This window comes from [Actinomadura] parvosata subsp. kistnae (assembly GCF_900323885.1).
In the GTDB taxonomy this organism is placed as follows: domain Bacteria; phylum Actinomycetota; class Actinomycetes; order Streptosporangiales; family Streptosporangiaceae; genus Nonomuraea; species Nonomuraea composti.
In genome coordinates, this window is sequence record NZ_OOHJ01000022.1 from 1,034,356 (window position 1) to 1,060,457 (window position 26,102).

At 71.6% G+C, this 26,102-nt stretch carries 21 protein-coding genes and 1 pseudogene; 9 read left to right on the forward strand and 13 right to left on the reverse strand.

Features of this window, described 5'->3' with window-relative positions:
• Nucleotides 1–67 precede the first annotated feature (67 nt).
• Entirely contained in the window at nt 68–424 is a 357-nt protein-coding gene (locus KIS93_RS47425) for a DUF6703 family protein (RefSeq protein WP_080041854.1), read from the forward strand.
• Here KIS93_RS47425 and KIS93_RS47430 read toward each other — a convergent pair.
• Genes KIS93_RS47430 through sucC form a run of 6 tightly spaced genes read right to left on the reverse strand, consistent with a single transcriptional unit; the run spans nt 421 to nt 7,416 of the window.
• Complete coding sequence (locus KIS93_RS47430) at nt 421–1,956, reverse strand: aldehyde dehydrogenase family protein (RefSeq protein ID WP_080041855.1); 1,536 nt, start codon at nt 1,954–1,956, stop codon at nt 421–423. The genes KIS93_RS47425 and KIS93_RS47430 overlap by 4 nt on opposite strands.
• A gap of 58 nt (nt 1,957–2,014) precedes the next feature.
• Complete coding sequence (gcl, locus tag KIS93_RS47435; protein WP_222107910.1) at nt 2,015–3,736, reverse strand: glyoxylate carboligase; 1,722 nt, start codon at nt 3,734–3,736, stop codon at nt 2,015–2,017.
• Nucleotides 3,733–4,593, reverse strand: coding sequence for a 2-hydroxy-3-oxopropionate reductase (locus KIS93_RS47440; protein WP_080041857.1), 861 nt, complete (start codon nt 4,591–4,593; stop codon nt 3,733–3,735). Before KIS93_RS47440 ends, gcl begins: the two co-directional genes overlap by 4 nt.
• A 28-nt stretch (nt 4,594–4,621) precedes the next feature.
• Nucleotides 4,622–5,401 carry a hydroxypyruvate isomerase family protein gene (locus tag KIS93_RS47445; protein WP_080041858.1) on the reverse strand — a complete coding sequence of 260 codons (780 nt, stop codon included), beginning with the start codon at nt 5,399–5,401 and terminating at the stop codon, nt 4,622–4,624.
• Entirely contained in the window at nt 5,398–6,282 is an 885-nt protein-coding gene (gene sucD / locus KIS93_RS47450) for a succinate--CoA ligase subunit alpha (RefSeq protein WP_080041859.1), read from the reverse strand. Before sucD ends, KIS93_RS47445 begins: the two co-directional genes overlap by 4 nt.
• Complete coding sequence (sucC, locus tag KIS93_RS47455; protein ID WP_080041860.1) at nt 6,283–7,416, reverse strand: ADP-forming succinate--CoA ligase subunit beta; 1,134 nt, start codon at nt 7,414–7,416, stop codon at nt 6,283–6,285.
• A 90-nt stretch (nt 7,417–7,506) separates the two neighbouring features.
• Between sucC and KIS93_RS47460 the strand changes: the two genes are divergently transcribed.
• The 3 genes from KIS93_RS47460 (at nt 7,507) to KIS93_RS47470 (ending at nt 9,894) form a co-directional block, all read left to right on the forward strand.
• Nucleotides 7,507–8,745: an MFS transporter gene (locus KIS93_RS47460; RefSeq protein WP_155128360.1), complete on the forward strand. Its 1,239-nt coding sequence runs from the start codon at nt 7,507–7,509 to the stop codon at nt 8,743–8,745.
• Nucleotides 8,746–8,895: 150 nt separating this feature from the next.
• Complete coding sequence (locus KIS93_RS47465; RefSeq protein WP_080041862.1) at nt 8,896–9,636, forward strand: GntR family transcriptional regulator; 741 nt, start codon at nt 8,896–8,898, stop codon at nt 9,634–9,636.
• Between the two features lie 81 nt (nt 9,637–9,717).
• Nucleotides 9,718–9,894, forward strand: coding sequence for a hypothetical protein (locus KIS93_RS47470; protein ID WP_155128362.1), 177 nt, complete (start codon nt 9,718–9,720; stop codon nt 9,892–9,894).
• A gap of 122 nt (nt 9,895–10,016) precedes the next feature.
• Here KIS93_RS47470 and KIS93_RS47475 read toward each other — a convergent pair whose 3' ends face one another.
• From KIS93_RS47475 to KIS93_RS47505, 7 genes are all read right to left on the reverse strand, one after another.
• The gene (locus KIS93_RS47475; protein ID WP_080047118.1) at nt 10,017–10,991 is read right to left on the reverse strand and encodes a TerC family protein; all 975 of its coding nucleotides are present in this window, start codon (nt 10,989–10,991) and stop codon (nt 10,017–10,019) included.
• A gap of 12 nt (nt 10,992–11,003) precedes the next feature.
• Nucleotides 11,004–11,504 (reverse strand): hypothetical protein, encoded by a 501-nt coding sequence (locus KIS93_RS47480; RefSeq protein WP_080041863.1) that lies wholly within the window; start codon nt 11,502–11,504, stop codon nt 11,004–11,006.
• Nucleotides 11,504–12,994, reverse strand: coding sequence for an Nramp family divalent metal transporter (locus KIS93_RS47485; protein ID WP_230465485.1), 1,491 nt, complete (start codon nt 12,992–12,994; stop codon nt 11,504–11,506). Before KIS93_RS47485 ends, KIS93_RS47480 begins: the two co-directional genes overlap by 1 nt.
• Nucleotides 12,995–13,073: 79 nt before the next feature.
• The gene (locus KIS93_RS47490; protein ID WP_080041865.1) at nt 13,074–15,188 is read right to left on the reverse strand and encodes an acetate--CoA ligase family protein; all 2,115 of its coding nucleotides are present in this window, start codon (nt 15,186–15,188) and stop codon (nt 13,074–13,076) included.
• Nucleotides 15,189–16,412 carry a formyl-CoA transferase gene (gene frc / locus KIS93_RS47495; RefSeq protein WP_080041866.1) on the reverse strand — a complete coding sequence of 408 codons (1,224 nt, stop codon included), beginning with the start codon at nt 16,410–16,412 and terminating at the stop codon, nt 15,189–15,191.
• Between the two features lie 13 nt (nt 16,413–16,425).
• The gene (locus tag KIS93_RS47500; RefSeq protein ID WP_080041867.1) at nt 16,426–18,099 is read right to left on the reverse strand and encodes a thiamine pyrophosphate-binding protein; all 1,674 of its coding nucleotides are present in this window, start codon (nt 18,097–18,099) and stop codon (nt 16,426–16,428) included.
• Nucleotides 18,100–18,185: 86 nt separating this feature from the next.
• Nucleotides 18,186–19,325 carry a molybdopterin molybdotransferase MoeA gene (locus KIS93_RS47505; RefSeq protein WP_080041868.1) on the reverse strand — a complete coding sequence of 380 codons (1,140 nt, stop codon included), beginning with the start codon at nt 19,323–19,325 and terminating at the stop codon, nt 18,186–18,188.
• A 111-nt stretch (nt 19,326–19,436) separates the two neighbouring features.
• On the opposite strand from KIS93_RS47505, the gene KIS93_RS47510 reads away from it, so the two are divergent.
• The 5 genes and pseudogenes from KIS93_RS47510 to fdhD form a co-directional block, all read left to right on the forward strand.
• Nucleotides 19,437–20,414, forward strand: coding sequence for a 2-dehydropantoate 2-reductase (locus KIS93_RS47510; protein WP_080041869.1), 978 nt, complete (start codon nt 19,437–19,439; stop codon nt 20,412–20,414).
• A gap of 38 nt (nt 20,415–20,452) precedes the next feature.
• Complete coding sequence (locus tag KIS93_RS47515; RefSeq protein ID WP_080041870.1) at nt 20,453–22,354, forward strand: molybdopterin oxidoreductase family protein; 1,902 nt, start codon at nt 20,453–20,455, stop codon at nt 22,352–22,354.
• 4 nt (nt 22,355–22,358) lie between these two features.
• Nucleotides 22,359–24,167, forward strand: coding sequence for an NAD(P)H-dependent oxidoreductase subunit E (locus KIS93_RS47520; RefSeq protein WP_080041871.1), 1,809 nt, complete (start codon nt 22,359–22,361; stop codon nt 24,165–24,167).
• Entirely contained in the window at nt 24,164–25,006 is an 843-nt protein-coding gene (locus KIS93_RS47525; protein WP_080041872.1) for a 2Fe-2S iron-sulfur cluster-binding protein, read from the forward strand. Before KIS93_RS47520 ends, KIS93_RS47525 begins: the two co-directional genes overlap by 4 nt.
• Nucleotides 24,999–25,808: pseudogene (gene fdhD, locus KIS93_RS47530) on the forward strand (formate dehydrogenase accessory sulfurtransferase FdhD); the annotation flags it as partial. The gene KIS93_RS47525 and the pseudogene fdhD, both read left to right, overlap by 8 nt.
• Nucleotides 25,809–26,102: the final 294 nt, after the last annotated feature.

The window sequence follows — 26,102 nt, forward strand, 5'->3', positions numbered from 1 at the left end:
GTGCAGGAGGGCCGCCAGGGTGCGGAGCGGCGACAGCGGTACGCCCGATTCCCGTAGGCTCTGGGGCGTGGCCCCTGACAACAAGCGGCCCCAGGGCGGCAGGCAGCCCCAGGGCGAGCAGTTCTTCACGCCGGGCGCGACCGGTCTGCGCAAGGCGGTCGAGCGGCGCAGCGCGGTGCCGATGACGTTCCTGTTCACGCAGGTGCCCCGGTGGGTGGCGCCGGCGTTGCTGGTGATCCTGCTGCTGGTGGGGTTCGCCGTGGCCAATCCGCTGGGGGGCGTGGCGGTGTTGCCGGTGCTCGCCTTCGTGGGGTGGCTGGCCTACCTGTCGTGGCCGTCCCTGGGGGTGGGCGGGAAGGTGTTGCGGGTCGCCATGCTGACCTTTCTGGTGCTGCTGGTGGCGACCCGCTTCGGGGCGTTCTAGGGCAGAAGCGTGTAGCTGGGGAAGTTGCCCGGGAGGCGTTCGCCGTCCTGGCCGGTGGTGGCGGCGCGGACGAGCAGGTCGCCGCCGACGAACGCGCCGCGCCACGACGCGCCGAGCCCGCCGAACAGCTCCTCGCGGTCCCCGCGGGAGCGGGGCCGGTTGTGGCCGACCTTGAAGGCGCGCACCTCGGGGGCGAGGCGGGCGAAGGTCTCCTCCGACTCGCACGACAGCGTGGCCACCAGGGCGCCGTTGCTGGCGTTCATGGCGGCCAGCAGCTCCGCCTCCGTGTCCACCAGGACGATCGTGTCCACGGGGCCGAAGGGCTCCGCGTGGTGGAGGGGGGAGGACGGCGGCGGGTTGAGCAGGGCCGTGGGGGCGAAGTAGGCGGAGGTGTCCTGGCCGGGCAGGAAGTGCCCGGAGTCGAGGGACGCGCGGTGGATCGGCACGCCGCCCCTCGTGATGGCCTCGTCCACCTGGTCGGCCAGTTCCTTGGCCTTGGAGGCGTTGATGAGCGGGCCGAAGTCGAGTGCGGGCAGGGGGTCGTCGGGGTCGGCCACGGCCAGGGGGTGGCCGAAGCGCAGGGAGCCGACGGCCTCCAGGTAGGCGGCCAGGAAGTCGTGGAAGAGGGCGCGCTGCACGACGAAGCGCGGGTAGGCGGTGCAGCGCTGCTTGGCGTAGTCGAAGGAGCCCCGGAGCTGGCGGGCGAGCAGGTCCCAGTCGCCGTACTCCCAGACGCCCCAGCAGTTGAGGCCCTCCTGCTCCAGGACGTGGCGCCGGCCGAGGTCGGCCAGCGAGGTGGCCACCTTCCCTCCGGCGTCCCGGCCGCCGACGAACGACACGCAGCCGAGCGAGCCGGAGCCGACGAGCACCGGCGACAGCTCCGCCCCTCCCCCGCTGACCAGCGTGAACGGCAGCCCTTCCCGGACGGCGAGCGCGCAGGCGAGGGTGAGGCAGCACAGGCCGCCGTCGGTGGGCGTCTTGGCGATGACCGCATTGCCGGCCAGCGCCTGCACGAGCATGGCGTGCATGAGCACGCTCATCGGGTAGTTCCAGCTCGCGATGTTGCTGACCGGCCCTGGCAGCGGCGTGCGGCCGTCCACCATGCGGTCGATCTCGTCGATGTACCAGCGCACGCCGTCCAGGCAGCGGTCCACGTCCGCGCAGGCCGTCTTCCACGGCTTGCCGATCTCCCAGACGAGCAGCAGGGCCAGCAGGTCGCGGTGCGCGGCCATGGCTTCCACGGCCGCGGCCACCATGGCCTTGCGTTCGGCGAGCGGCAGGTGGCGCCAGCGCTGGTGCTCCTCGACCGCGCCGGCCACCGCGCGTCCGGCGCCGGCCCGGTCGAGCCTGGGCAGGCCGGCGATGGCGGTGCCGTCGAGCGGCGAGAATCCGGGCACCGGCCGGCCGTCGCGGTGCCAGATGCCGCCCCAGTGGTTCAGCACGCGGTCGTCGTGGAAGGCTTCAGGGGCCGCGGAACAGCAGCGCTCGTAGGCGTCCTGCCAGGACGTGCCGGGCTTGAGCCGCATGTCCATCCTCCTCAGTCGCATCTAGTCGGACTCGATCAGATCGCGGTCGCATCCGGGTCGGATCTCAGTCGGACCAGTCGGCGGTGATGAGCTCGGGCAGCGGCTCGAACTCCTTGACGGCCTCCAGCGAGGGGCCCATGGCGGCGTTCGCCTCGCGCTCGACCATCACCTCCACGAGCACCGGCAGCCTCTTGCTGGCCGCCTCCGCGCTGGCCCAGGCCAGCGCGTCGCGGATGTCGCCGGGCAGCTCCACCCGCCGCGCCGGGCAGCCGAACGCCTCCATGGCCTTGACATGGTCGATGCCGCCCTCCCCGTAGTGCAGGTCGACGGCGTAGTTCATGCCGTACGGGAGCTCCGCCTGCCTGATCAGCCCCAGGTACTCGTTGTTGATCATGACGATGACGAACGGGACGCGGTACTGGGCGGCGACGGCCACCTCCTCCATCAGGAACTGGAAGGAGTAGTCGCCGACCACGGCCACGACCTGCCGCTCGGGGTGGGCGAGCTTGACCCCCATGGCGGCCGGCACCTCCCAGCCCAGCGGCCCCGCCTGCCCGCAGACGAGGTAGCGGCGCGGCAGGTAGGTGGTCTGGAACTGGCCGGACCAGATCTGGTAGAGCCCGATGGCGGTGACGAACGTGGTGTCGCGCGGGAAGTACTCGTTGATCTCCCGGAACACCCTGGGCGGCTTGATCGGCACGTCGTCGAAGTCGTCGCGGCGGCCCATGGTGCCGCGCAGCTCGGCGACCCGGCGCGGCCATTTGCCGGGCTCCCGCGGCCCGCCGCGGCGGCGGGCCTCGTCGCGCAGCTCGGCCAGCACGGGGCGGGCGTGCCCGAGCACGCCCAGGTCGGGCTCGAAGACCCGGCCGATCTGCAGGGGGTCGATGTCCACGTGCACGAACGTGCGGCCACGCCGGTAGACGTCGAGGTCGCCGGTGTGCCGGTCGCCGAAGCGGGCGCCCACGGCGAGCACCAGGTCGCTCTCCAGGAACGCGGCGTTGCCCCACCGCGTCTGCGTCTGCGTGCCCGCCATCCCGGCGAACAGCGGGTGGTCCTCGGGGAAGGCGCCCTTGCCCATGAGCGTCACCTGCACCGGGACCTGGAGGTGCTCGGCCAGCGCCCGCAGCTCGCCGGTCGCGTCGCCGATGATCACGCCGCCGCCGGCCAGGATGATCGGCCGGCGCGCCTCCTCCAGCAGGTCCATGGCCGCGCGCACGGCCTTGGGCAGCGGCTTCGGCACCTCGACGGGCAGCGGCGCGTCGAGGTCAGGGTCGTAGCGGCAGGAGCCGCGGGCCACGTCGAGCGGCAGGTCGATGAGCACGGGGCCGGGCCGTCCCGAGCGGGCGATCCTGAACGCCTCACGGAACACCCACGGCGCCTGCGCGGGCTCCTTGAGCTGCACCGCCCACTTGGTGACCGGCTTGGCGATCTCCACGATGTCGACCGCCTGGAACGCCTCCTGGTGCAGCTTGGAGGTCACGGCCTGGCCGGTGACGCAGATCATGGGGATCGAGTCGGCCAGCGCGGTGTAGAGGCCGGTGATCATGTTGGTGCCGGCGGGGCCGCTGGTGCCGATGCAGACGCCGACGTTCCCGGTGACCCTGGCCCATCCGTCGGCCGCGTGGGTGCCGCCCTCCTCGTGGCGGACGGTGATGTGCCGGATCGAGCTGTTCCGCAGCGCGGCGTAGAGGGGCAGGATCGCGGCGCCGGGGATGCCGAAGACGGTGTCCACGCCCTCCGACTCCAGCACCTTGACCACGGCCTCCATACAGGGAACCTTGTTCACGCGTTCAGCCTTTCGATCACCTTCAGCAGGGCGGAGTGGTCGAGCGCGCCGTGGCCCTGCGCCCTGGCCGCGGCCACGAGCTGGGCGACCTGCCCGGTGAGCGGCAGGCTGACGCCCGCCTCCCGGGCGGCGGCCAGGGCGATGCCCATGTCCTTGTGGTGCAGGTCGATGCGGAAGCCGGGGGCGAACTCCCGCTTGACCATGGTGTGCCGCTTGAGCTCCAGGATCCGGGAGCCGGCCAGGCCGCCGGCCAGCACGTCCAGGCCCGGCGCCGGGTCCACGCCGGACGCCTCCAGCAGCACGATCGCCTCCGAGACGAGCCCGTAGATGCCGCCGACGACGAGCTGGTTGGCGGCCTTGACGGTCTGGCCCGCGCCGGCCGGGCCGACGTGCACGACGGTGACGCCGAGGCGGTCCAGGACAGGCCTGGCCGCCTCGACGTCCTCCGGCGCGCCGCCGACCATGATCGACAGGGTGCCGTCGATCGCGCCGCGCTCGCCGCCGCTCACGGGGGCGTCCAGGGCCCGTACGCCGACCGCCGCGGCCTGCCGGGCGACCCACCGGGAGGTCTCCGGTTTGATCGTGCTCATGTCGATGTAGAGCAGGTTCGGCTTGCCGTACTCGATGACGAGCGGCGCGACCTCCTCCACCTGCGGCGAGTCGGGCAGCATCGTGATCACGACGTCGGCGCCGGCGACCGCGTCCACGACGCCGGTGGCGGCCTTGCCGCCGAGGGCGGTGAGCTGTTCCAGGCGCTCGGCGCTCACGTCATAACCGGTCACGACATATCCGGCTTTGAGGAGGTTGGCGGCCATCGGGCTGCCCATGATCCCCAAGCCCACGAACCCGATGTTCATCCCTGCCTCCAGCCGGCGAACCCGCCGATCATCCCTGCCTCCAGTCGAACGCGCCCGGCCCCTCGTGCCGGTACTCCAGGCCGACGTGCCCGCGGTAACCCGCCGCCTCCAGGCGCGCGAAGATCTCCTCGTACGGCATCCCGCCGCTCCCCGGCCGCCCCCTGCCGGGATCGTCGGCGATCTGCACGTGCCCGAACCGGCCCGCGTGCCGGTCGATGAGCGCCAGCACGTTCTCGCCCATCCGGTGCAGGTGGTAGAGGTCGGCGAGGAAGGCCACGTTGTCCCGGTCCACCTGGTCGATGAGGTCGAACGCGGCGCCCGCCGAGGTGATCGGGTAGAGCGGGTTCTCGTGGGAGTTGAGCGCCTCGACGACGACGGTCGCGCCGATGGTCCTCGCCGCGTCGGCGGCCCTGCGCAGGTTCGCCACGGCCAGCTCCCTGTCGGTGCCGGGGCCGTTGCCGTACAGGGCGTTCAGCACGGGGCAGCCGAGCTCGCCGGCGAGCTGGACGGCGACGTCGATGTTGGCCTGGAAGCGGGCCGATCCCTCGGGCCGGGCGAGCAGGCCGCGCTCGCCCGCCGCCATGTCGCCGGCGTCGAAGTTGAGGCCGACCAGGCGCACCCCGGCGTCCTCGACGGCCTGGCGCAGCTCCGCGAGCGCCGCGCCGCCGGGGTCGGGCGAGTCGAACGGCCACCACAGCTCCACCGCGTCGAACCCGCACTTGGCCGCCGCGGCCGGCCGCTCCAGCAGCGGCAGGCCGGTGAAGAGGATCGACAGGTTCACGTCGAACCTCAGGGCGCCCGTCCTCATGTCGCCGCCCTCGACAGGACCGAGCGCATCAGGCGGGCGGTCTCGGACGGCGTCCTGCCCACGCGGACGCCGACCGCCTCCAGCGCCTCCTTCTTGGCCTGCGCGGTGCCGGACGAGCCGGACACGATCGCGCCCGCGTGCCCCATCGTCTTGCCTTCCGGCGCGGTGAAGCCCGCCACGTAGGCCACGACCGGTTTGGTGACGTTCGCGGCGATGTAGGCGGCGGCCCGCTCCTCGGCGTCGCCGCCGATCTCGCCGATCATCACGATCGCGTCGGTGCCCGGGTCGTCCTGGAACGCGCGCAGGCAGTCGATGTGCGTCGTGCCGATGACCGGGTCGCCGCCGATCCCGACGGCGGTGGAGAAGCCGAGGTCGCGCAGCTCGTACATGAGCTGGTAGGTCAGCGTGCCCGACTTGGAGACCAGCCCGATGCGGCCCGCGGAGGTGATGTCGGCGGGGATGATGCCGGCCGAGGACTGGCCGGGGCTGATCAGGCCGGGGCAGTTCGGCCCGATGATCCTGGTCCGGCCGTTCGCCAGGGCGCGGAAGCGCACGGCGTCGTGCACCGGCACGCCCTCCGTGATCACCACGCAGAGCGGCACCTCCGCCTGCACGGCCTCCTCCACGGCGGCGGCGGTGAAGCGCGGCGGCACGAAGATCACCGACACGTCGGCGCCCGTCTCCGACACCGCCTCGGCCACCGAGCCGAACACCGGCACCTCGCGCTCACCGAAGTCCACGCAGCGGCCGCCCTTGCCCGGCGTCACCCCGGCCACGATGTCCGTGCCGGCGGCGAGCATGCGGGCCGTGTGGCGGGTGCCCTCCGCACCCGTCATGCCCTGGACGAGTACCCGGCTGTCCTTGGTCAGAAAGATCGCCATCTACGCACCTGCCGCGAGTCTGGCCGCCATCTCGGCGGCGCCGTCCATGGTCGCTACCTGGCGGACCGCCGGGTGGCGGGCGTCGCTCAGGATGCGCCGGCCCACCTCGGCGTTGTTGCCGTCCAGCCGGACGACGATGGGCCTGCGGTGGCCGCGCTCGCCGAGGAGCTCCAGCGCGGTCACGATGCCGTTGGCGACCGCGTCGCAGGCCGTGATGCCGCCGAAGACGTTGACCAGCACCGAGCGCACGTCGGGGTCGGCCAGGATGATCTCCAGCCCGTCGGCCATCACCTGGGCGGAGGCGCCGCCGCCGATGTCGAGGAAGTTCGCCGGGCCGGCGCCGGCTCCCGCCACCACGTCGAGCGTGCTCATCACCAGCCCGGCGCCGTTGCCGATCACGCCCACGGTGCCGTCCAGCTTGACGTAGTTGAGCCCCTTGGCCCGGGCGCGGTCTTCCAAGCTGTCCGTACGCTCGCCGTAGTCGTCCCAGCCGTGGCGGAAGGCGGCGTTGTCGTCGAGGGTGACCTTGCCGTCGAGCGCCACGATCCGCTGGTCGGTGGTGCAGATCAGCGGGTTCACCTCGACGAGCAGGGCGTCCTCCGCGACGAGCACCCGCCACAGTTTCTCCAGCACCGGGGCGGCCTGCTCGGGCAGGCCCGCCTTTGCCGCCAGCAGCTTGGCGGTGTCGGCGTCCACGCCCGTCACGGGGTCGATCGGCAGCTTCACGAGGGCGTCGGGGTCGGTGGCCGCCAGCTCCTCGATCTCCATGCCGCCCTGGCTCGACACCATCGCCAGGAACCCGCCCTCGGCGCGGTCCACCAGGAAGGCCGCGTAGTACTCCTCGAACGGCACGGTCGCGGCCTCCACCAGCACGCGGCGCGCGATGTGCCCCTTGATGTCCATTCCGATGACGCGATCGGCCTCCGCCTCGGCCGCGACCGGCCCCGCCGCCGGTCTGATCCCGCCTGCCTTGCCCCGCCCGCCGGTCTTCACCTGGGCCTTGATGACTACGGGCGCGCCCAGCCCGGCCGCGATCTCGCGGGCCTCGGCCGGTGTGGCCGCGGTCCGGCCCGCCGGAACCGGGATCCCGTGACGCCCGAAGAGCTCCTTTGCCTGGTACTCGTACAGGTCCATTCGAGCCTCCTTTGTAGACGGTATACCGTATGGAGTATCCTTCGTCTAGGGTCTCGACAGGGGTCTGCAGAGCGGGATATTCCATACAGTATGGAGAATGCAGTTAAGGACTGGCGGGGGCGGTCGTACCGTCCCGGGCCCGTCCCCGCCGACCGCACCCGCATGTTCCGGCTGGCCCTGGCCGCCATGGCGGCGATCAGCCCGCTCCAGTACGGCTACGCCGCCCTGCACGCCCGGCAGGCGTCCGGGCTGACCCTGCTCGCCATCTGGATCGCCTGCCAGGCCGCCGGCGCCCTGCCCGCACTCCACCTCGTCCGCCGGCGGCGGCTCGGCGTGCGCGCCTGCCTCGCGGCCGGCGCCGCCCTGAGCGGCCTCGGCCTGCTCGCGGCCGGCCTGACACCCACCGGCGCGCCCGCCCTCATCGGCTACGCCGTGCTCGGCGGACTCGGGGCCGGGCTCGTCTACGGGGTGTGCGGCGAGGTCGTCTCCTCCTGGTACCCGGAGCGCCCGGCCGCCCGCGTCGGCCTCATCACCGGGGCCTTCGGGTACGGCGCGGTGCCCCTGCTGCTCTGGGCCGGCATCGCGCCCGGCACGACCCCGGCCGCCTTCCTCGTCTGCGCCGCGCTGGCCACGGCCGTCATCGCCACCGCCGCCCGGCACCTCCGGCTCCCGCCCGCCCAGTGGTGGCCCGACGACGTGGACCCGCGCACGCACGCCCTTGACGCCGCCCGGCTGCGCACGTCCCCTGAGGCGGTCAAGCAGTTCGGGCTCGCGCAGGCGCTGCGCACACGTACGCTGCCGGCGCTCGCGCTCATGCTGGTGTGCGCAGGGGCGGTGTCGGTGTTCGACGTGATCGCGGTGGCGAGCACGGGCGCGTGGGGCGCGCTGGCCCTGCTGGTGGCGCTGAACGGCGCGGGCCGGTCGGTGGCCATGCGGGCGGCGGACCGGTACGGCCGCCGCCGCGTCCTGGCCGCCGTCTTCAGCGCACTGGCGGCCGGCCAGGTCCTGCTGGCGGTGGCCGTCCAGAGCGCGGTGGGCAGTCCCCTGCTGTGGCTCGGGGCCGTGGCGGCCGGGCTGGGCGGTGGGGCGTTCTACCCGCTGCTCGCCAGCCTCGTCCGCGAGCTGTTCGGCACCGAGCGCGCCACCGAGATCCACGCGGTCGTCTACAGCGCCAAGGCCGTGGCGGGCGGGCTGGCCGTCGCCCTGGCCCTCACCGCGCTGACCGCCCCCGGCGCGGCCCTCCTGGCTGCGGCGGCGCTGGCGGCGCTGCCCGCCCTGGCCACCCCTCGCCTGCGCATCCCCGGCCTGCCGGCCACGATCCCGCTGTGACACCGAGCCCTGCTGTGGCGCCACGCCGTGTAACACGAGCGGTCGTGGCGCGACGCTCTGTGACGAGACTCACGGCCGAACAGAACCCCCAGACGGTATGCTGTAGGCAGTCGACCAAAAACCGTAAGCACCTCTACCTGGAGACGTGACATGTTGCTGTCGGATCAGGCCGGTCAGACGGCGGCCGCACCGAAGATTCCCCGCCCCGCCACGCTCAGGGAGAGTGTGATCGAGGCTATCCAAGAGCTCATCGTCTCCGGCCAGCTCAAGCCCGGTCAGCACCTCGTCGAGAGCGAGCTGGCCGAGCTGCTCGGCGTCTCCAGGCAGCCCGTACGCGAGGCGCTCCAGCAGCTCAGCGGCGAGGGCTGGGTCGACCTCCACCCGGGCCAGGGCGCGTTCGTGCACGTCCCGACCGTGGAGGAGGCCGATCAGCTCCTCGCGGTCCGCACGCTGCTGGAGACGGAGTCGGCCCGGCTCGCCGCGCAGCACGCCGGCGAGGAGGGGGTGAAGCGGTTGCGCGCCCTGTGCGACAGAGGCATCGCCGCGGTGCGGTCCGACGACGTCGAGGGCGCCGTGGCGACCAACTCCGAGCTGCACAGCCTGGTGACGGCCCTGTCGGGCAACAAGGTGCTGGCCGAGCTGGCCGCCCAGGTGGCCAGGCGGGTGCGGTGGTACCACACGCCGGTGGCCCGCCAGCGCGGCATGGCGTCATGGGAGGAGCACCAGGCGCTGATCGACGCCATCGAGGCCGGCGACGAGCGCCGGGCGGCGAAGATCATGCGGGAGCACACCGAGCACACCCGCGCCTCCTACATGGAGCAGCGGGAGAACGAGCCGGTGGAGCCCGCGCCCAAGCCGGTACGCCGGCGCCGGCCCCGTCAGCTCGGTTGACGTGACGTTCACAGGAATCCACATGCTCCGAAACACCTCGGGTAGAGGGTGGGAGCCATACCGATCGGAGGTGTACGACCCATGAAGGCGTTGTTGCGCTTTCTCCTCGGTGATCCCCCGGGCCAGGCGGCCGACGGCGGGGCCATCGGCATCGGCCTGAGCGCGGCGCTCAGGAAGCACTACTCGGCCGACGACGCGGACCGCTACCTGCGCGAGTGGAGCACCCGGCAGGAGCGCGAGGTCCGCGAGCGGCACTGACAGCGAGCAGCACTGACAGAGCGGCACTGAAAAGCTGACCGGCACTGGCAAGCTGAACGGCTGGGGCCGCGGCAGGGGGGCGGCCACCCGTGAGCAGCCACCGGCCCCCGCGCGCGGCCGGATCAGCGATCCGCGGTTTCCGGCTCCTCCACCTTCTTCCTGGCGTCACGAGCCGACTTCATCAGGCTGAGCACCGTGGTGACGGCGAGCGTTCCGAGGATGACCCCGAGGGACACCAGGATCGGGATCTCCGGCGCCCACGAGACCCCGTCGTGGTGCAGGGCCTCCAGGATGAGCTTCACCCCGATGAACGCCAGCACCACCGACAGTCCCTTGCTCAGGTAGACCAGCCGGTCGAGCAGGCCTCCGATGAGGAAGAAGAGCTGCCGCAGCCCCATGAGGGCGAAGGCGTTGGCGGTGAACACGAGGTAGGGCTCCTTGGTGAGCCCGAAGATGGCCGGGATCGAGTCGAGCGCGAACAGCAGGTCGGTGGTCCCGATGGCGACCATCACGATCAGCATCGGGGTGACCATCCGGCGCCCGTGGTGCACGGTGAGCCGGGCGCCGTGGTAGGTGTCGGTCGTCGGCAGCACCCTGCGGACGGTGCGCAGGGCGATGTTCTCGGAGAACTCCGCCTCCTCGTCCTCGTGCCCGATGAGCTTCCACGCGGTATAGACGAGGAAGGCGCCGAACACGTAGAAGAGCCAGTCGAAGCGGGCGACGGCCTCGGCGCCGGCGGCGATGAAGCCGCCGCGCATGACCAGCGCCAGGATGATGCCGATGAGCAGCACCTTCTGGCGGTACTGCCGCGGCACCTGGAACCTGCTCATGATCAGCAGGAAGACGAAGAGGTTGTCCACGCTGAGCGAGTACTCGGTGATCCAGCCGGCGAAGAACTCCCCGCCGTGCGCGGGCCCGGACAGGACGAGCAGGCCGACGCCGAACGCGACGGCCAGGCCGACGTAGAACGAGACCCAGCCGACGCACTCCTTGAAGCTGGGCTCGTGCGGGTTGCGGGCCACGAGCCAGAAGTCGAGCGCGAGCACCACGCAGAAGCCGCCGATGGTGGCGGCCCAGATCCAGAACGGCAGCTCCATCGCCGGAACCATCTATCTGCCCCCCTTTCTGGCGCTCTTGCGGGCGCGCACGATCCGGGCGAAGCGCAGGTACTTCTGGAGCAGCTCGCCGGCGAGCGGGTTGTCCCCGGCCCGGCGCACCAGCCATTGCGGCATGATCCGCTCGTGCATCCACAGGAAGCCGATCGCGAAGCCGAGGGAGATCATCGCCTGGTAGGCCAGGAACGGCCCGGCGCCCTCGGCGAGGCCGCCGGTCGGTACGAGGATCTCCTGCGCCAGCCGCGACACCGGGAAGGCGGCCATCCAGTACAGGCCGATGGGGCCGAAGGTGCCCGGGCGGAAGACGCCGTGGCCGAGCAGCATGCCGTACAGGCCGCCGAACAGGGCCAGCGGCGTGGCCAGGGCCAGCGCCGCCAGGCCCGCCATGCCGGCGGACTGCCCCGCGAGGAGGGTCAGCCCACCGGCCATGGCTCCGGCGACGGCTCCGATCGACGCCCCTGGCAGGGCGAGTTCGAGGCTGTGCCGTCCCGTCATCAGCCCACGACCACGCCGTAGGCGAACAGGCTGTAGAACAGCATCCCCAGGTAGAACACCGCGCCGAAGCCGATGATCAGGTTGGACCACCACCTGGGCCTGATCGGTTTGGGCAGCATGCGGTTGTTCACCAGAAGCAGGGTCACGCAGTACGCGCCCATCGCGAACGTCGACAGGAACGCCAGCGTGTCCAGGATCCCGCTGGGACCGTCGGCGGGGCCGAACAGCAGGATCAGGATGCCGAAGATGATCACGCCCCAGAGGAAGACGGCGTACAGCTTGGACATGCCGAGCTTCTTGGCCCCGGGGATGAAGTTGTAGGTCATGTCCGCCTGGCCGCGGGAGAACGAGTCGAACAGGCCCAGCGTGGCGTTCAGGCCGATCAGCGCGATGAACCCGAGGAACACGACCCCGAGAACCGAGCTGCCCGCCGAGGAGACGGCGTTCGACATCGCGGTCAGCGCCACCTCCCGGTCGTCGCCCTGAATGGCCGTCCGCACCGCCGGGTCGATCCGCACCGCGGCCTGCGCGATCACCGTGAAGGAGATCGTGACCAGCATCGTGATGCCCCAGAAGAGCAGCAGCGCGTCGAAGGTGACCCAGCGCCGCCAGCCCTTCCACTTGGCCATCTCGGCCGGGTCCTCGGTGTCGAACATGAACCCGCGGTTGGGCCGCTCCTCCTCCTCGCCCGCGTGGCGCAGCCCGCGGATCTTCGGCTGGTGCACGCCCATGCCGGCCCCGGAGTCACGCAGGTGCAGCGTGTACCACATCTGCTGCATGCCGGAGGGGCCGGCGAAGGCGCAGGCGCCGACGATGACCGGGAACCAGGCGGCCGACATGGCCTCCGGCGGCAGGTAACCGAAGGAGAACATGCCGCTGATCGTGGTGACCACGTCGCCCCAGGAGCCCACCATGGCGGCGACCACGGCGGTGCCGAGCACGAGCGCCCCGATGAGCAGGGAGAGCACGTTCTCCAGCAGGTTGTAGATCACCTTGGCGAGGGTGAAGACCACGCCGACGAGGATCAACCCGGCGATCGCGGTCACCACCCAGGGGATGCCGGTGATCTCCTCGAACGCCGCCGCGCCCGCCGACAGGTGTCCCGGCCAGATGTAGACGGCGATCGCCACGATGAAGAAGAACCACATCAGCGGCTTGAACACCCGGGCCGCGCCGGAGAAGATGCTCTCCCCCGTGGCCATGGCGTACCGGGCCATCTCCAGCATCACCACGGCCTGGAGGGTGACGCCGATCAGGAACAGCCATCTGATCTCGGGCCCGAACAGCAGCACCAGCCGCGGCCACATGTACGACTCGCCCATGCCCACGCCCAGGGCGACGAGGAACACCGTCGGCCCGAGAATGTGCACCGAGGGAGGCGCGTCGGGGAGCTTCCTGATGGGCATCGGCTCGAGCCGGCCCGCTTTCCATACTCGTTGATCCTCGACCGGCGGCGTGGCCGTCGCCGGTGGTGTGTTCGATGTGTCCACCTACGGACCTCCTGGGGGGTTGTTGCCTTCCTCTGCGCCCCGAATTGCCCCCTCGCCTGGCGCTGCTGTGGCTCGGCTCTTAGCCCAGCAGCCCGGCCGCCCTGGCCCAGCGGTACTTCGCACCGAGGACCGCCACGGGCTTTTCCGTCGTGTACGGGTACGCGACCACGCCGTGCTCGAACAGGTACTCGCTGGCCTCCTCAACCTCGGTGTCGCCGGCCAGTGACGCCACGACCGGCTTGATGTTGCCCTTCGCCCGCTCCTCCGCCACGACGCGCGCGATGAGCTCGGCGAAGACCATCGGCGGCGTCACGATCGTGTGCCAGTAGCCCAGGACCAGCGCGTGGATGCGCTCGTCGGCCAGGCCGAGGCGGACCGTGTTCTCGTAGGTCGAGGGTGGCTCGCCGCCGGTGATGTCGATGGGGTTGCCCGCCGCGCCGAACGGCGGGATGTACGCGCGGAACGCCTGGTCCAGGTCCTCGGGGATGTCCATGAGGGTCAGCCCGGCGTCCACGATGGCGTCGGACAGCAGCACGCCTGAGCCGCCCGCGCCGGTGATGATGACGACGTTCTCGCCCTTGGGCGCCGGCAGGATCGGCAGCGCGCGGGCGTACTCCAGCATGTCGTTGAGTCCGGGGGCGCGCACGACGCCGGCCTGGCGCAGGATGTCGTCGTAGACCTTGTCGTCGCCGGCGAGGGCGCCGGTGTGCGAGCCGGCGGCGCGCGCGCCCATGGCGGTGCGCCCGGCCTTGAGCACGATGACCGGCTTCTCCTTGACCACGCGGCGGGCGGCCTCGACGAAGCCGCGCCCGTCCTTGAGGTCTTCGAGGTGCATGGCGACGGCCTTGGTGTTGTCGTCCTGCTCGAAGAAGGTGAGCAGGTCGTCCTCGTCCACGTCGGCCTTGTTGCCGACGCCGACGATGGCGGAGACGCCCATCTTGGTGGTGCGGCTGAAGCCGAGGATGGCCATGCCGATGCCGCCGCTCTGGGAGGTCAGGGCCACGCTGCCGCGCACGTCGTACGGGGTGCAGAAGGTCGCGCAGAGGTTCTCCGGCGTGTAGTAGTAGCCGTAGATGTTGGGCCCGAGCATGCGCACGCCGTGCCGGCGGGCGATCTCGACGATCTCCTTCTGGCCCTCGACGTTCCCGGTCTCGGCGAACCCGGAGGGGATCATGACGGCGCCGGCGACGCCTTTCTCGCCGACCTCCTCCAGCGCGGGCGCGACGAACTTGGCGGGGATCGCGAAGACGGCCACGTCCACCTCGCCGGGCACGTCCGCGACGCTCTTGTACGCCTTGAGCCCCATGATCTCGTCGGCCTTGGGGTTGATCGGGTAGATCTGCCCCTGGTAGCCGCCGTTGATGAGGTTCTTCATGACCGAGTTGCCGATCTTGCCGGTCTCGGCGGAGGCGCCGATGACGGCGACGGCGCGCGGCTTGAAGATGCGGTTCATCTGCCGCAGGATCTCCTCGCGCGGCAGCCGCTCGATCTCGGCGGGCGGCTCGCCGATGAGGATGCGCACGTCGGCGGCGACGGCGCCGCTGGCGTCGGCGAAGACGGGGTTGAGGTCGACCTCGGTGATCTCGGGGTGGTCGGTGACGAGCCTGCCGACGCGCTCGATCAGCGCCGCCAGCGCCTGCCTGTTCGCGGGCTCGGCCCCACGGGCACCACGCAGAACCTCGGCCGCTCTGATGTCGTCCAGCATCCTGAGCGCATCATCACCCGAAACCGGGGCAAGCCGGAAGGTCACGTCCTTGAGTACTTCGACCAGGACACCGCCGAGGCCGAACGCGATGACCTTGCCGAAGGTCGGGTCGGTGACCGCGCCCACGATGACCTCGTGGCCGCCGCCGACGAGCTGCTGCACCTGGATGCCGTCGATCCTCGCGCCGGGGTTGTGGGCGCGGGCGTTGGCCAGGATCGTCTCGTAGCCGGCCCGTACCTCCTCCTCGGTCTTCAGGCCGACCAGCACGCCGCCGGCGTCGGTCTTGTGCAGGATGTCCGGCGAGACGATCTTCAGGACGACCGGCAGCCCGATCTCCCCCGCCAGCCGCGCCGCCTCGTCGGCCGAGCCGGCCAGGCCCTCGCCCGGGGTGGCGATGCCGTACTCCTGGCACAGCTCCCGCCCCTCCGGAGCGGTCAGTGCGGTGCGCCCCTCGGCGAGCGCTTTCTCGATGACTTCCCTGGCGCCCACTTAGATGACTCCGTTCGTCTTCAGCTCCGCCAGCTCGTCCGCGCTCACGCCGAGCTCGCCGTAGATCTCCTGGTTGTGCTCGCCCAGCAGGGGCGGCGTGCGCACCTCGACCGGCGAGTCCGACAGCTGCAGCGGGCTGCCCACGGTCACGAACTCGCCGCGCGTCGGATGCTCGACCCTGACGACGATGCCCTCCTCGCGCAGGCTCTCGTCCTCCACCAGCTCCTTCGTGGACAGGATCGGCCCGCACGGGATGTTCTCGGCGTTCAGCCGGTCCAGCACCGCCCACTTGTCGTGCTGGATCGTCCACTCCTCGATGAGCTGGAACATCTTGTCCAGCTTCGGCAGCCGCGCCTCCGGCGTCGCCCACTCGGGGTCGTCGGCCAGCTCCGGGCGGCCGATGATGCTCGCGATCGGCTTCCAGCCGACCGGCTGCACGATGACGTAGATGTAGTCGTTCGGGCCGCCGGGGGCGCAGCGCACCGCCCAGCCCGGCTGGCCGCCGCCGCTGGCGTTGCCCGAGCGCGGCACCTCGTCCCCGAACGTCTTGTTCGGGTACTCGCGCAGCGGCCCGTGCGCCAGGCGCTGCTGGTCGCGCAGCTTCACGCGGCACAGGTTCAGCACGGCGTGCTGCATGGCCACCTGCACGCGCTGCCCGCGCCCCGACTGCTCGCGCTGGTAGAGGGCCGCCAGGATGCCGGCCACCGCGTGGATGCCGGTGCCCGAGTCGCCGATCTGCGCGCCCGTCGCCAGCGGCGGGCCCTCCTCGAAGCCCGTCGTGCTCATCGAGCCGCCCATCGCCTGGGCGATCACCTCGTACGCCTTGAACTTCGCGTACCTGCCCGGGCCGAAGCCCTTGATCGAGGCGTAGATGAGGCGCGGGTTCAGCTCCTGGAGCCGCTCCCAGGGGAAGCCCATGCGGTCGACCGCTCCCGGCCCGAAGTTCTCCACCAGGATGTCGGCGCTCTTCACCAGCTCGGTGAAGATCTCCTTGCCGCGCTCGCTCTTCATGTTGAGGGTGATGCTGCGCTTGTTGCAGTTGAGCATCGTGAAGTAGAGGCTGTCGACGTCGGGCAGGTCGCGGAGCTGCTGCCGGGTGATGTCGCCGGTGGGGGCCTCCAGCTTGACCACGTCGGCGCCCAGCCACGCGAGCAGCTGGGTGGCCGACGGGCCGGACTGGACATGGGTCATGTCGAGGACGCGGACACCTTCGAGAGCCTTCATCTCTGCGTTTCCCCTACTTGTACATGGTCTGGTTCATGGTTCCGGGGGCGTACACCTCTGGGTCGACCCAGACGTTGATCAGCGACGGCTTGCCCGACTGGCGGGCCCGCTCCAGCGCGGGGCGGATCTCGGCCGGGTCGCGGACCTCCTCGCCGTAGCCGCCGAGCAGCTTGGCGAACTCGCCGTAGCGGATGTCGCCGAGCGTGTTGCCGACGCGGGCGCGGTCCTGGCCGTACTTGGCGGCCTGGCCGTAGCGGATCTGGTTCATCGAGGAGTTGTTGCCGATGACGCCGATGAACGGCAGGTCGAAGCGGACCATCGTCTCGAAGTCCCAGCCCGTCAGGCTGAAGGCGCCGTCGCCGAACAGGCACAGCACCTCCTTGTCGCGCCGCGCCTGCTTGGCGGCCATCGCGAACGCCATGCCGACGCCGAGCGTGCCGAGCGGGCCCGGGTCCATCCAGTGGCCGGGCGACTTCGGCTGCACGACCTGGCCCGAGAAGGTGACGATGTCGCCGCCGTCGCCGATGTAGATGGTGTCCTCGGTCAGGAACTCGTTGATCTCGTGGACGAGCCGGTAGGGGTCGATGGGCTGGGCGCCGGACAGCTGGCGGGGCAGGCGCTTCTCGTACGCCTGCGTCTCGACGTTGCGCAGCTCCTCCAGCCACTCCTTGCGGCGGGCGGCGCCGTTCTCGATGCGGCCGCTGGCGGCCTGCGCGGCGGCCGACAGGATGAGGCCGGCGTCGCCGACGATGCCGAGGTCGATGTCGCGGTTCTTGCCGACCGTGCGGTAGTCGAGGTCGATCTGGACGACCTTCGCCGTCGGCGACAGGCGCTTGCCGTAACCCATCCGGAAGTCGAACGGCGTGCCGACGATGATGATGAGGTCGGCCTCGGTGAAGGCGTACCTGCGGCTGAGCTGGAAGTGGTGCGGGTCGCCGGGCGGGAGCGTGCCGCGGCCCGAGCCGTTCATGTACGCGGGCACGTTCAGCGACCGGACGAAGTCGATGGCCGCGTCGGTCGCCCGGCACGTCCAGACCTGGCTGCCGAGCAGGATGCACGGCTTCTCGGCGTGCGCGAGCAGGTCGGCCAGCCGCTCGATGGCCTCCGGGTCGCCCTGCTGGCGGGTGGAGGCGCGGTAGTGGCCGGCCTTGGGGATGCGGGCCTTCTCGAGGGGCACCTTCGCGTCGAGCACGTCGCGCGGGATCTCCAGGAACGAGGGCCCGGGCGCGCCGTGGTAGCACTCGCGGAAGGCCATCGACACGATGTCGGCCACCCGCTCCGTGCTGGGCACCGTGGCCGCGAACTTGGTGATCGGGGTCATCATGTCCACGTGCGGCAGGTCCTGCAGCGAGCCCATCTTGTGCTGGCTCAGGGCGCCCTGGCCGCCGATGAGCAACATCGGGCTCTCCGCGCGGAAGGCGTTGGCCACGCCGGTCACCGCGTCGGTCGTGCCCGGGCCCGCCGTGACCACCGCGCAGCCCGGCTTGCCGGTGATGCGCGCGTAGCCGTCGGCGGCGTGCGCGGCCACCTGCTCGTGGCGTACGTCGATGACCTCGATGCCCTCATCGACGCAGCCGTCGTAGATATCGATGATGTGGCCGCCGCAGAGCGTGTAGATCACGTCCACGCCCTCGGCCTTGAGTGCCTTGGCTACGAGATGACCACCGGAGATCGTTTCCGACATCATGCCACCCTTTCCCGGGGACGAAATGCTGTCTTCCGCATACTGCATACCGTATGAACGCAATGGTTACCCCCTCACCACGAGCCTGTCTAGACCCCGGGGGGCAACTCGATCAGTTCGACCTGCTCGCCGGCCCAGCCCGCCGGCACCACCGCGAGCGCGTCGGCCAGCGCCGCTCCCCAGAGCGAGCCCGGCCGGTCGTGCCCCACCGGGACCGCGCCCCGCGCCGACCTCCTGACCGGCACCAGCCGGGTGTCTCTGGGGTGCGTGCGCACCGGCCCGGCCAGGGCGCTGGTCTCCCTGGGGGCGGGCGTGCCGGCCAGCTCGCACAGGACGGGAGCGAGCAGGGTGAGCGCGGCGGCCAGGGCCGCGAACGGGTTGCCCGGCAGGCCCACGAGGAGCCGCCCGCCGGGCAGGCGGGCCAGGAGCTGCGGGTGGCCGGGGCGCACGGCGACGCCGTCCACGAGCACGTCGGCGCCCAGGTCGCCGAGCACGGCCCGCAGGTGGTCGGCGGGCCCCTGGGAGGAGGCGCCGCACACCACCACGACATCGCCTGGCGAGCCCAGCGCGGCGTGCAGTGCTTGCGGGCCGTCCGGCAGCGTGATCACGTCCGTGACGCGCCCGCCGGCCCACCGCACGAGCCCCGGCAGGAACGGCCCGATCGCGTCGCGCACCCGCCCCGGGCCCGGCAGCCCCTCCGTCACCACCTCGTCGCCCGTCACGAGCACCGCCACCTGGGGGCGCGGCCGTACCGGCAGCGTGTCGTGGCCCAGGGCGGCGGCCAGGCCGAGCGCGACCGGCGTCACCACCGCGCCCGCCCCGAGCACGGCCGTGCCCTCGGGGATGTCCTCGCCGCGCCGCCGCATGTGCCGGCCCGGCTCGGCGGCGCCGTCCACCCGCCCGTCGCCGACGGAGGCCAGCTCCCAGGGCAGCACCGACGACGTCCCCTCGGGGACGGGCGCGCCGGTGGCGATCTCCACCGCCTCCCCGGCCCGCAGCGGGCCCGCGTGCGGCGCTCCCCCGGCCAGCACCCGCCCGAGCACCCGCCACGGCCTCGGGCCCGAGACGGCGTAGCCGTCCATCGCCGCGACGTCCACTCCCGGCACCGGCACGAGGGCGCGCAGCGGCGCCGCCAGCCTGCATCCGAGCGCGTCCTGGAGCGGCACCTCTCTGGGCTTCAAGGGGCAGGCGGCCCCGGCCGCCAGGGCCCGCGCGGAGCCCCATGACATCGCTTCCACCACTGGTCCATGCCTCAGAACAGCCACCGGCACACTCCTTGACCCGCGTTTTTCCATACTGTATACGAGATACACGATCCGACGCGAGAACGGGAGCGCAGTATGAAGGTCGCTGTTCTTGGCGCCGGCGCCATCGGCGCGTACGTGGGGGCCGCTCTCCACAGGGCGGGAGTCGAGGTGCACCTCATCGCGAGAGGCGCGCACCTCGAGGCGATTCGCCGCGCCGGTGTGCGGGTGCTCACCCCCAGGGGCGACTTCGTCGCCCATCCCCATGCCACCGACGACCCCACCGAGGTCGGGCCGGTGGACCACGTCTTCCTGGGCCTCAAGGCGAACAGCTACGCCTCCGCGGGCCCCATGATCCGGCCGCTCCTGCACGGGACCACGAGCATCATCGCCGCGCAGAACGGCATCCCGTGGTGGTACTTCCACGGGCTGAAGGGCCCGTACGAGGGCTACCGCATCGAGAGCGTGGACCCGGGCGGAGCGGTGACATCCGCGTTGCCGCTCGACCGCGCGATCGGCTGCGTCGTCTACGCTGCGACTGAGATCGAGGAACCAGGCGTGATCCGCCACCTCGAAGGCACCCGGTTCTCCATCGGCGAGCCCAACGGGGAGCTGACCGAGCGATGCACGTCATTCAGCCGGGCCGCGGTCGAAGGCGGTCTGAAGTGCCCGGTGGAGCGCGACCTCCGCCGGGACGTCTGGATCAAACTCATGGGCAACATCGCCTTCAACCCGATCAGCGCGCTGGCCAGGGCCACGATGGCGGGCATCTGCCGCCACGACGGCGCCAGGGAGCTGGTCGTGGCCATGATGCGGGAGACGGTGGACGTCGCCCGGCGGGTGGGCTGCGACCCGGGCATCTCGATCGAGCGCCGCCTGCGCGGCGCGGAGAAGGCGGGCGAGCACAAGACCTCGACCCTCCAGGACCTGGAGAAGGGCAAGCCGCTGGAGCTCGACGTGCTGCTGGCCGCCGTCGTCGAGCTGGCCGACCTCACCGGCGCCGAGGTGCCGACGCTGAGGGCGATCCACGCGGTGAGCGACCTGCTGAACGAGAACCTTGTTCGTGCGGTCTAGCTCGGAATACCGTAGATTGTATACTGAATGGAGGGATCATGAGCTATGACCGCCTGACCCATCCACTGGTACGCGAGAACGGCGTGCTGCGCAAGGCGTCGTGGGAGGAGGCGCTGGAGGTCGCGGCAGAGGGTTTCCGCCGCAACATAGAACGGCACGGCCCCGACAGCTTCGCGATGCTGTCGTGCGCCCGCTCGACCAACGAGATGAACTACATCGGGCAGAAGTTCACCCGCGTGGTGATCGGCACCAACAACGTGGACTCCTGCAACCGCACGTGCCACGCCCCCAGCGTGGCGGGCCTGTCGGCGGTGTTCGGCAGCGGTGGCGGCACCTCCTCCTACCAGGAGGTCGAGGACACCGACGTGATCGTCATGTGGGGCTCGGCGGCCCGCAACGCCCACCCCATCTTCTTCCAGCACGTGCTCAAGGGCATCCACAACGGCGCCAGGATGTTCGCGGTGGACCCGCGGCGCACCGGCACCGCCCAGTGGGCCGACCTCTGGCTCGGCCTCAACGTCGGCACCGACATCCCCCTCGCCCACGCCGTCGCCCGCGAGATCATCCACGCGGGCCTGCACAACACGGCGTTCATCGAGCGGGCCACGGTCGGCTTCGAGGAGTTCAAGGAGTCGGTCGAGCCGTGGACGCTCACGGCGGCCGAGCAGGTGACCGGGGTGCCCGCGGAGGCCATCCGCGAGCTGGCCCACGCCTACGCCCGCGCCGACCGCGCCCAGTTGTGCTGGACGCTCGGCATCACCGAGCACCACAACGCCACCGACAACGTCCGGGCGCTGATCAACCTGGCCCTGCTGACCGGCCACGTCGGCCGCTACGGCTCCGGCCTGTCGCCGCTGCGCGGCCAGAACAACGTGCAGGGCGGCGGCGACATGGGCGCCATCCCCAACCGCCTGCCCGGCTTCCAGGACATCCTCGACCCGAAGATCCGCGAGCGGTTCGAGGGCGCCTGGGGCCGCCCGATCCAGCCCCGCTACGGCCGCAACCTCACGCAGATGCTGGAGGGCATGGCCGAGGGCGAGGTCACCACCTGCTACATGATCGGCGAGAACCCGGTGCAGTCGGAGGCCGACTCGCTGGCCTGCATCAAGCGGCTGTCCATGCTCGACCACCTCGTCGTGCAGGACATCTTCCTCACCAAGACCGCGCAGATGGCCGACGTGGTGCTGCCGGCCAGCGCCGCCTGGTGCGAGGCCGACGGCACGTTCACCAACAGCGAGCGGCGCGTCCAGCGGGTGCGCAAGGCCCTGGAGCCGCCGGGCGAGGCGCGCGACGACATCTGGATCATGTGCGAGCTGGCCCGCCGCATGGGCCACGACTGGCACTACGACGGCGCCGAGGAGGTCTGGAACGAGCTGCGCTCCCTGTCGCCCCAGCACCACGGCATGACCTACCAGCGGCTGGCCGAGCTGCAGGGCATCCAGTGGCCGTGCCCGTCGGAGGACTCGCTGGAGCCCCCGTACCTGCACGGCAGGCTCTGGGAGAGCGACCCGGTCAAGCGGGGCACGCCGGCGCCGTTCGCGGTGCTGCGGCACTCGCCGCCGGTGGACCTGCTCGACGAGGAGTACCCGCTGCGGCTGACGACCGGACGGCGGCTCGACTCCTACAACACGGGCGTGCAGTCGTCCGGGTTCCCCTCGCCGCTGCGGCGCGGCGAGACGATCGAGATGTGCCCCGAGGACGCCGAGAAGTACGGCGTGGTCGCCGGCGAGGAGGTGCGGATCAGCTCGCGGCGCGGCTCGGTCATCGCACCCGTCTTCATCGACCCCGGCCTGCGGCCCGGGCTGGTGTTCATGACGTTCCACTTCCCCGACGAGGTGGACGTCAACTCGCTGACGATCGAGGCCACCTGCCCGATCGCGGGCACGGCCGAGTTCAAGGCCGCCGCCGTACGTGTCGAGAAGCTCGTGAAGGCCGGGTGAACGGATGGACCTGAGATTCCGCGGCGCCCAGCCGTCAGATGAGGAGCGCGCGGCCGTCGACGACCTGCTCGGGCCGCCCGCCACCGCCTGGGAGGGCGGCTCGCGCACCGACACCGACCTGCGCATGGCCGCCCGCGCCGAAGCCGCCCGCGACCTGCTGCTGCCCGCGCTGCACGCGGTCAACGACCGGATCGGGTGGATCAGCGAGGGGGCGCTGGAGTACATCTGCCGCCGCCTGACCATCCCGCCGGCCGAGGCGTACGGGGTGGCGACGTTCTACTCGTTGTTCTCCATGGAGCCCAGGCCCAGGCGGGTGCTGCACGTGTGCACCGACCTGGCCTGCCAGGCCAAGGGCGCGCAGGCCGTACGGGACCGGGTCGAGCAGCGCTTCGGGCCGGCCGGCCAGGACTGGCACGAGAGCCCCTGCCTGGGCCTGTGTGAGCGGGCCCCCGCCGCGCTCGCCCTGGAGGCGGGGCAGCCGCACCGCGCGGAGGTGTACGCCCCGGCCACCCCCGACACGATCACCACCATCACCGGCGCGGCGCCCGGCACCAACGGGCACGCGCCCAGTGCCAACGTGGCCGGCGAGACCCCCGTCAAGGACGCGGTGCCGCAGGCCGGCCGGCCCGACCTGGTGCTGCTGCGCCGGGTCGGCGTCGTCGACCCGGCCAGCCTCGACGACTACCGGGCGACCGGCGGCTACACCGCGCTGCGCCGCGCGTTCGAGCTCGGCCCCGCCGGGGTGATCCGCGAGGTGCTGGAGTCCGGACTGGTCGGCAGGGGCGGCGCCGCCTTCCCCACCGGCCGCAAGTGGGAGGCCACCGCCCGCCAGCCGGACCACCCGCACTACCTGGTGTGCAACGCCGACGAGAGCGAGCCGGGCACGTTCAAGGACCGGGTCGTGATGGAGGGCGACCCGTACGCGCTGGTGGAGGCCATGACCATCGCCGCGTACGCCACCGGCTGCGCCAAGGGCTACCTCTACATCAGGGGCGAGTACCCGAGAGCGGTCGCGCGGCTGCAGCACGCGATCGCGACCGCCCGCTCCCGCGGCCTGCTCGGCGACGACATCCTCGGCAAGGGGTTGTCGTTCGACATCGAGCTGCGCAGGGGCGCGGGCGCGTACATCTGCGGCGAGGAGACCGCGATCTTCAACTCCATCGAGGGGCGGCGCGGCGAGCCGCGCAGCAAGCCGCCGTTCCCGGTGGAGAAGGGCCTGTTCGGCAAGCCGACCGTGGTCAACAACGTCGAGACGCTGGTCAACGTGCTGCCCATCCTGGAGCGGGGCGCGCAGGCGTACGCGGCGGCCGAGCCCAAGCTGTTCTGCGTCTCGGGCGCGGTCGAGCGGCCCGGCGTGTACGAGCTGACGTTCGGCACGACGCTGCGCGAGCTCCTCGACATGACCGGCACCACCGGCACGACCAGGGCGGTGCTGCTCGGCGGCGCGGCCGGCGCGTTCGTCACCGACCTCGACATCCCGCTCACCTTCCAGGGCACCAGGGACGCCGGCGCGACGCTCGGCTCCGGCGTGGTGCTCGTCATCGACGACACCGTGGACATGAAGCGCATGCTGCTGCGCATCGCGGAGTTCTTCCGCGACGAGTCCTGCGGCCAGTGCGTGCCCTGCCGGGTGGGCACCGTACGGCAGGAGGAGGCCCTGCACCGCCTCTCCCGCCGGGTCGACGACAGTGACCTGGTGCTGTTGCGCGAGGTCGGGCAGACCATGCGCGACGCCTCCATCTGCGGCCTCGGGCAGACCGCCTGGAACGCCGTCGAATCGGCCATCGACCGTCTGGGAGTGTTCAACAGATGATCCCGCTCCAGCCGCCCCGCCGGCTCATCGACGTCGAGATCGACGGCGAGGCTGTACGGGTGCCGGAGGGCTCGACGATCCTCGACGCCTGCCACTCGGCGGGCAAGGACGTCCCGACCCTCTGTTACGGCGACACGCTCACCCCGAAGAACGCCTGCCGGGTCTGCGTCGTGGAGGTGGAGGGCGCCAGGACGCTGGCGCCCGCCTGCTCCAGGAAGGCCGAGCAGGGCATGAAGGTCGGCACCGACACCGAGCGGGCCCGCCAGAGCCGCAAGGTCGTGCTGGAGCTGCTCGGCTCCTCGGTCGACCTGTCCACGACGCCGCGCGCGGCCGAGTGGACCGAGGAGTACGGCGCCGACCCCGCCAGGTTCGGCGACGACGCGGCCACGGTCGAGCAGCCCCCCAAGGTGGACAACGACCTCTACGTGCGCGACTACGCCAAGTGCATCCTGTGCTACAAGTGCGTGGACGCCTGCGGCGAGCAGTGGCAGAACAGCTTCGCCATCTCCGTCGCGGGCCGGGGCTTCGACTCGACGATCTCCACGGAGTTCGACGCGCCGCTCACCGACTCGGCCTGCGTCTACTGCGGCAACTGCGTCGAGGTGTGCCCGACGGGCGCGCTGTCGTTCAAGACCGAGTTCGACATGCGGGCCGAGGGCACCTGGGACGAGTCGAAGCAGACCGAGACCACGACGATCTGCAGTTACTGCGGGGTGGGCTGCAACCTGACCCTGCACGTGCAGGACAACAAGATCGTCAAGGTGACCTCGCCGCACGACAACCCGGTCACGAAGGGCAACCTCTGCGTCAAGGGGCGCTTCGGGTACGGGTATGTCTAGGGTCGCCGTCAAGAAGCGCATCTTGAGGGTGCGGGACACCGCCAGGATGCGGAAGATCGACTCGCTGGCCGCCGAGGAGCCGCTGGAGATCCGGCTCGACGGCACCCCGCTGACCGTCACCATGCGCACGCCGGGCGACGACTTCGACCTGGCGGCCGGGTTCCTGGTCAGCGAGGGGGCCGTGGGCTCGGCCGAGGAGATCTCCACGATCCGCTACTGCGCGGGCGCGACCGTGGAGGGCCAGAACACCTACAACGTCCTTGATGTGCGGCTCGCGCCCGGCGTCACCGCGCCGGAGCCGCGCAACTTCTACACCACCTCCTCGTGCGGCGTCTGCGGCAAGGCGTCGCTGGAGGCGGTGCGCACGGTGGCGCGCTGGTCCGCCGGGGACGACCCGGTCGAGCTGGCGCAGCCGGTCGTCGCCGACCTGCCGGACCGGCTGCGCGCCGCCCAGCGGGTCTTCGACCGGACCGGGGGCCTGCACGCGGCCGGCCTGTTCACGGCCGACGGCGAGCCATTGTGCGTGCGGGAGGACGTGGGCCGCCACAACGCCGTGGACAAGCTGCTCGGCTGGGCGCTGCGCAACGGGCAGCTGCCGCTGCGCGGGACCGTGCTCATGGTCTCGGGGCGGGCCTCGTTCGAGCTGGTGCAGAAGGCGGTCATGGGCGGCGTGCCCGTGCTGGCCGCCGTCTCGGCGCCGTCCTCGCTCGCGGTCGAGCTGGCCGAGGAGCAGGGGCTGACGCTCATCGGGTTCCTGCGCGGGAGCTCGATGAACGTCTACACGGGCGAGCACCGGCTGGTGGAACACCGGCCGGGCGAGCAGCGGCCGGGCGAGCAGCGGCCGGGCGAGCAGCGGCCGGACGAACAGCGGCCGGACGAACAAGGGCTGGGCCCGGAACGGCTGGGCCCGGGACGGCTGGGCACCGAACGGCTGGGCCCCACAGGCGTCACCTCGGGCGCCGGCAACGGCTCTGCCGGCGCACGATCACCGGGGTGATGAACGGGATGCCGTACGGCGCGCCTGGCCCCCAGCCGCCGTCCGGCATCCCTCTCCCCTTGGCCGGATTTTGACAACCATTTTCATTCCGGCGCATAC

Excerpts from the sequence above, each read along its gene's own strand:
- KIS93_RS47430 (WP_080041855.1), bottom strand. The coding sequence starts at position 1,956 with ATGGACATGCGGCTCAAGCCCGGCACGTCCTGGCAGGACGCCTACGAG.
- KIS93_RS47440 (WP_080041857.1), bottom strand. The coding sequence starts at position 4,593 with ATGAACATCGGGTTCGTGGGCTTGGGGATCATGGGCAGCCCGATGGCC.
- KIS93_RS47445 (WP_080041858.1), bottom strand. The coding sequence starts at position 5,401 with ATGAGGACGGGCGCCCTGAGGTTCGACGTGAACCTGTCGATCCTCTTC.
- sucD (WP_080041859.1), bottom strand. The coding sequence starts at position 6,282 with ATGGCGATCTTTCTGACCAAGGACAGCCGGGTACTCGTCCAGGGCATG.
- sucC (WP_080041860.1), bottom strand. The coding sequence starts at position 7,416 with ATGGACCTGTACGAGTACCAGGCAAAGGAGCTCTTCGGGCGTCACGGG.
- KIS93_RS47460 (WP_155128360.1), top strand. The coding sequence starts at position 7,507 with ATGGAGAATGCAGTTAAGGACTGGCGGGGGCGGTCGTACCGTCCCGGG.
- KIS93_RS47465 (WP_080041862.1), top strand. The coding sequence starts at position 8,896 with ATGTTGCTGTCGGATCAGGCCGGTCAGACGGCGGCCGCACCGAAGATT.
- KIS93_RS47470 (WP_155128362.1), top strand. The coding sequence starts at position 9,718 with ATGAAGGCGTTGTTGCGCTTTCTCCTCGGTGATCCCCCGGGCCAGGCG.
- KIS93_RS47475 (WP_080047118.1), bottom strand. The coding sequence starts at position 10,991 with ATGGAGCTGCCGTTCTGGATCTGGGCCGCCACCATCGGCGGCTTCTGC.
- KIS93_RS47480 (WP_080041863.1), bottom strand. The coding sequence starts at position 11,504 with ATGACGGGACGGCACAGCCTCGAACTCGCCCTGCCAGGGGCGTCGATC.
- frc (WP_080041866.1), bottom strand. The coding sequence starts at position 16,412 with ATGAAGGCTCTCGAAGGTGTCCGCGTCCTCGACATGACCCATGTCCAG.
- KIS93_RS47500 (WP_080041867.1), bottom strand. The coding sequence starts at position 18,099 with ATGATGTCGGAAACGATCTCCGGTGGTCATCTCGTAGCCAAGGCACTC.
- KIS93_RS47505 (WP_080041868.1), bottom strand. The coding sequence starts at position 19,325 with ATGTCATGGGGCTCCGCGCGGGCCCTGGCGGCCGGGGCCGCCTGCCCC.
- KIS93_RS47510 (WP_080041869.1), top strand. The coding sequence starts at position 19,437 with ATGAAGGTCGCTGTTCTTGGCGCCGGCGCCATCGGCGCGTACGTGGGG.
- KIS93_RS47515 (WP_080041870.1), top strand. The coding sequence starts at position 20,453 with ATGAGCTATGACCGCCTGACCCATCCACTGGTACGCGAGAACGGCGTG.
- KIS93_RS47520 (WP_080041871.1), top strand. The coding sequence starts at position 22,359 with ATGGACCTGAGATTCCGCGGCGCCCAGCCGTCAGATGAGGAGCGCGCG.
- KIS93_RS47525 (WP_080041872.1), top strand. The coding sequence starts at position 24,164 with ATGATCCCGCTCCAGCCGCCCCGCCGGCTCATCGACGTCGAGATCGAC.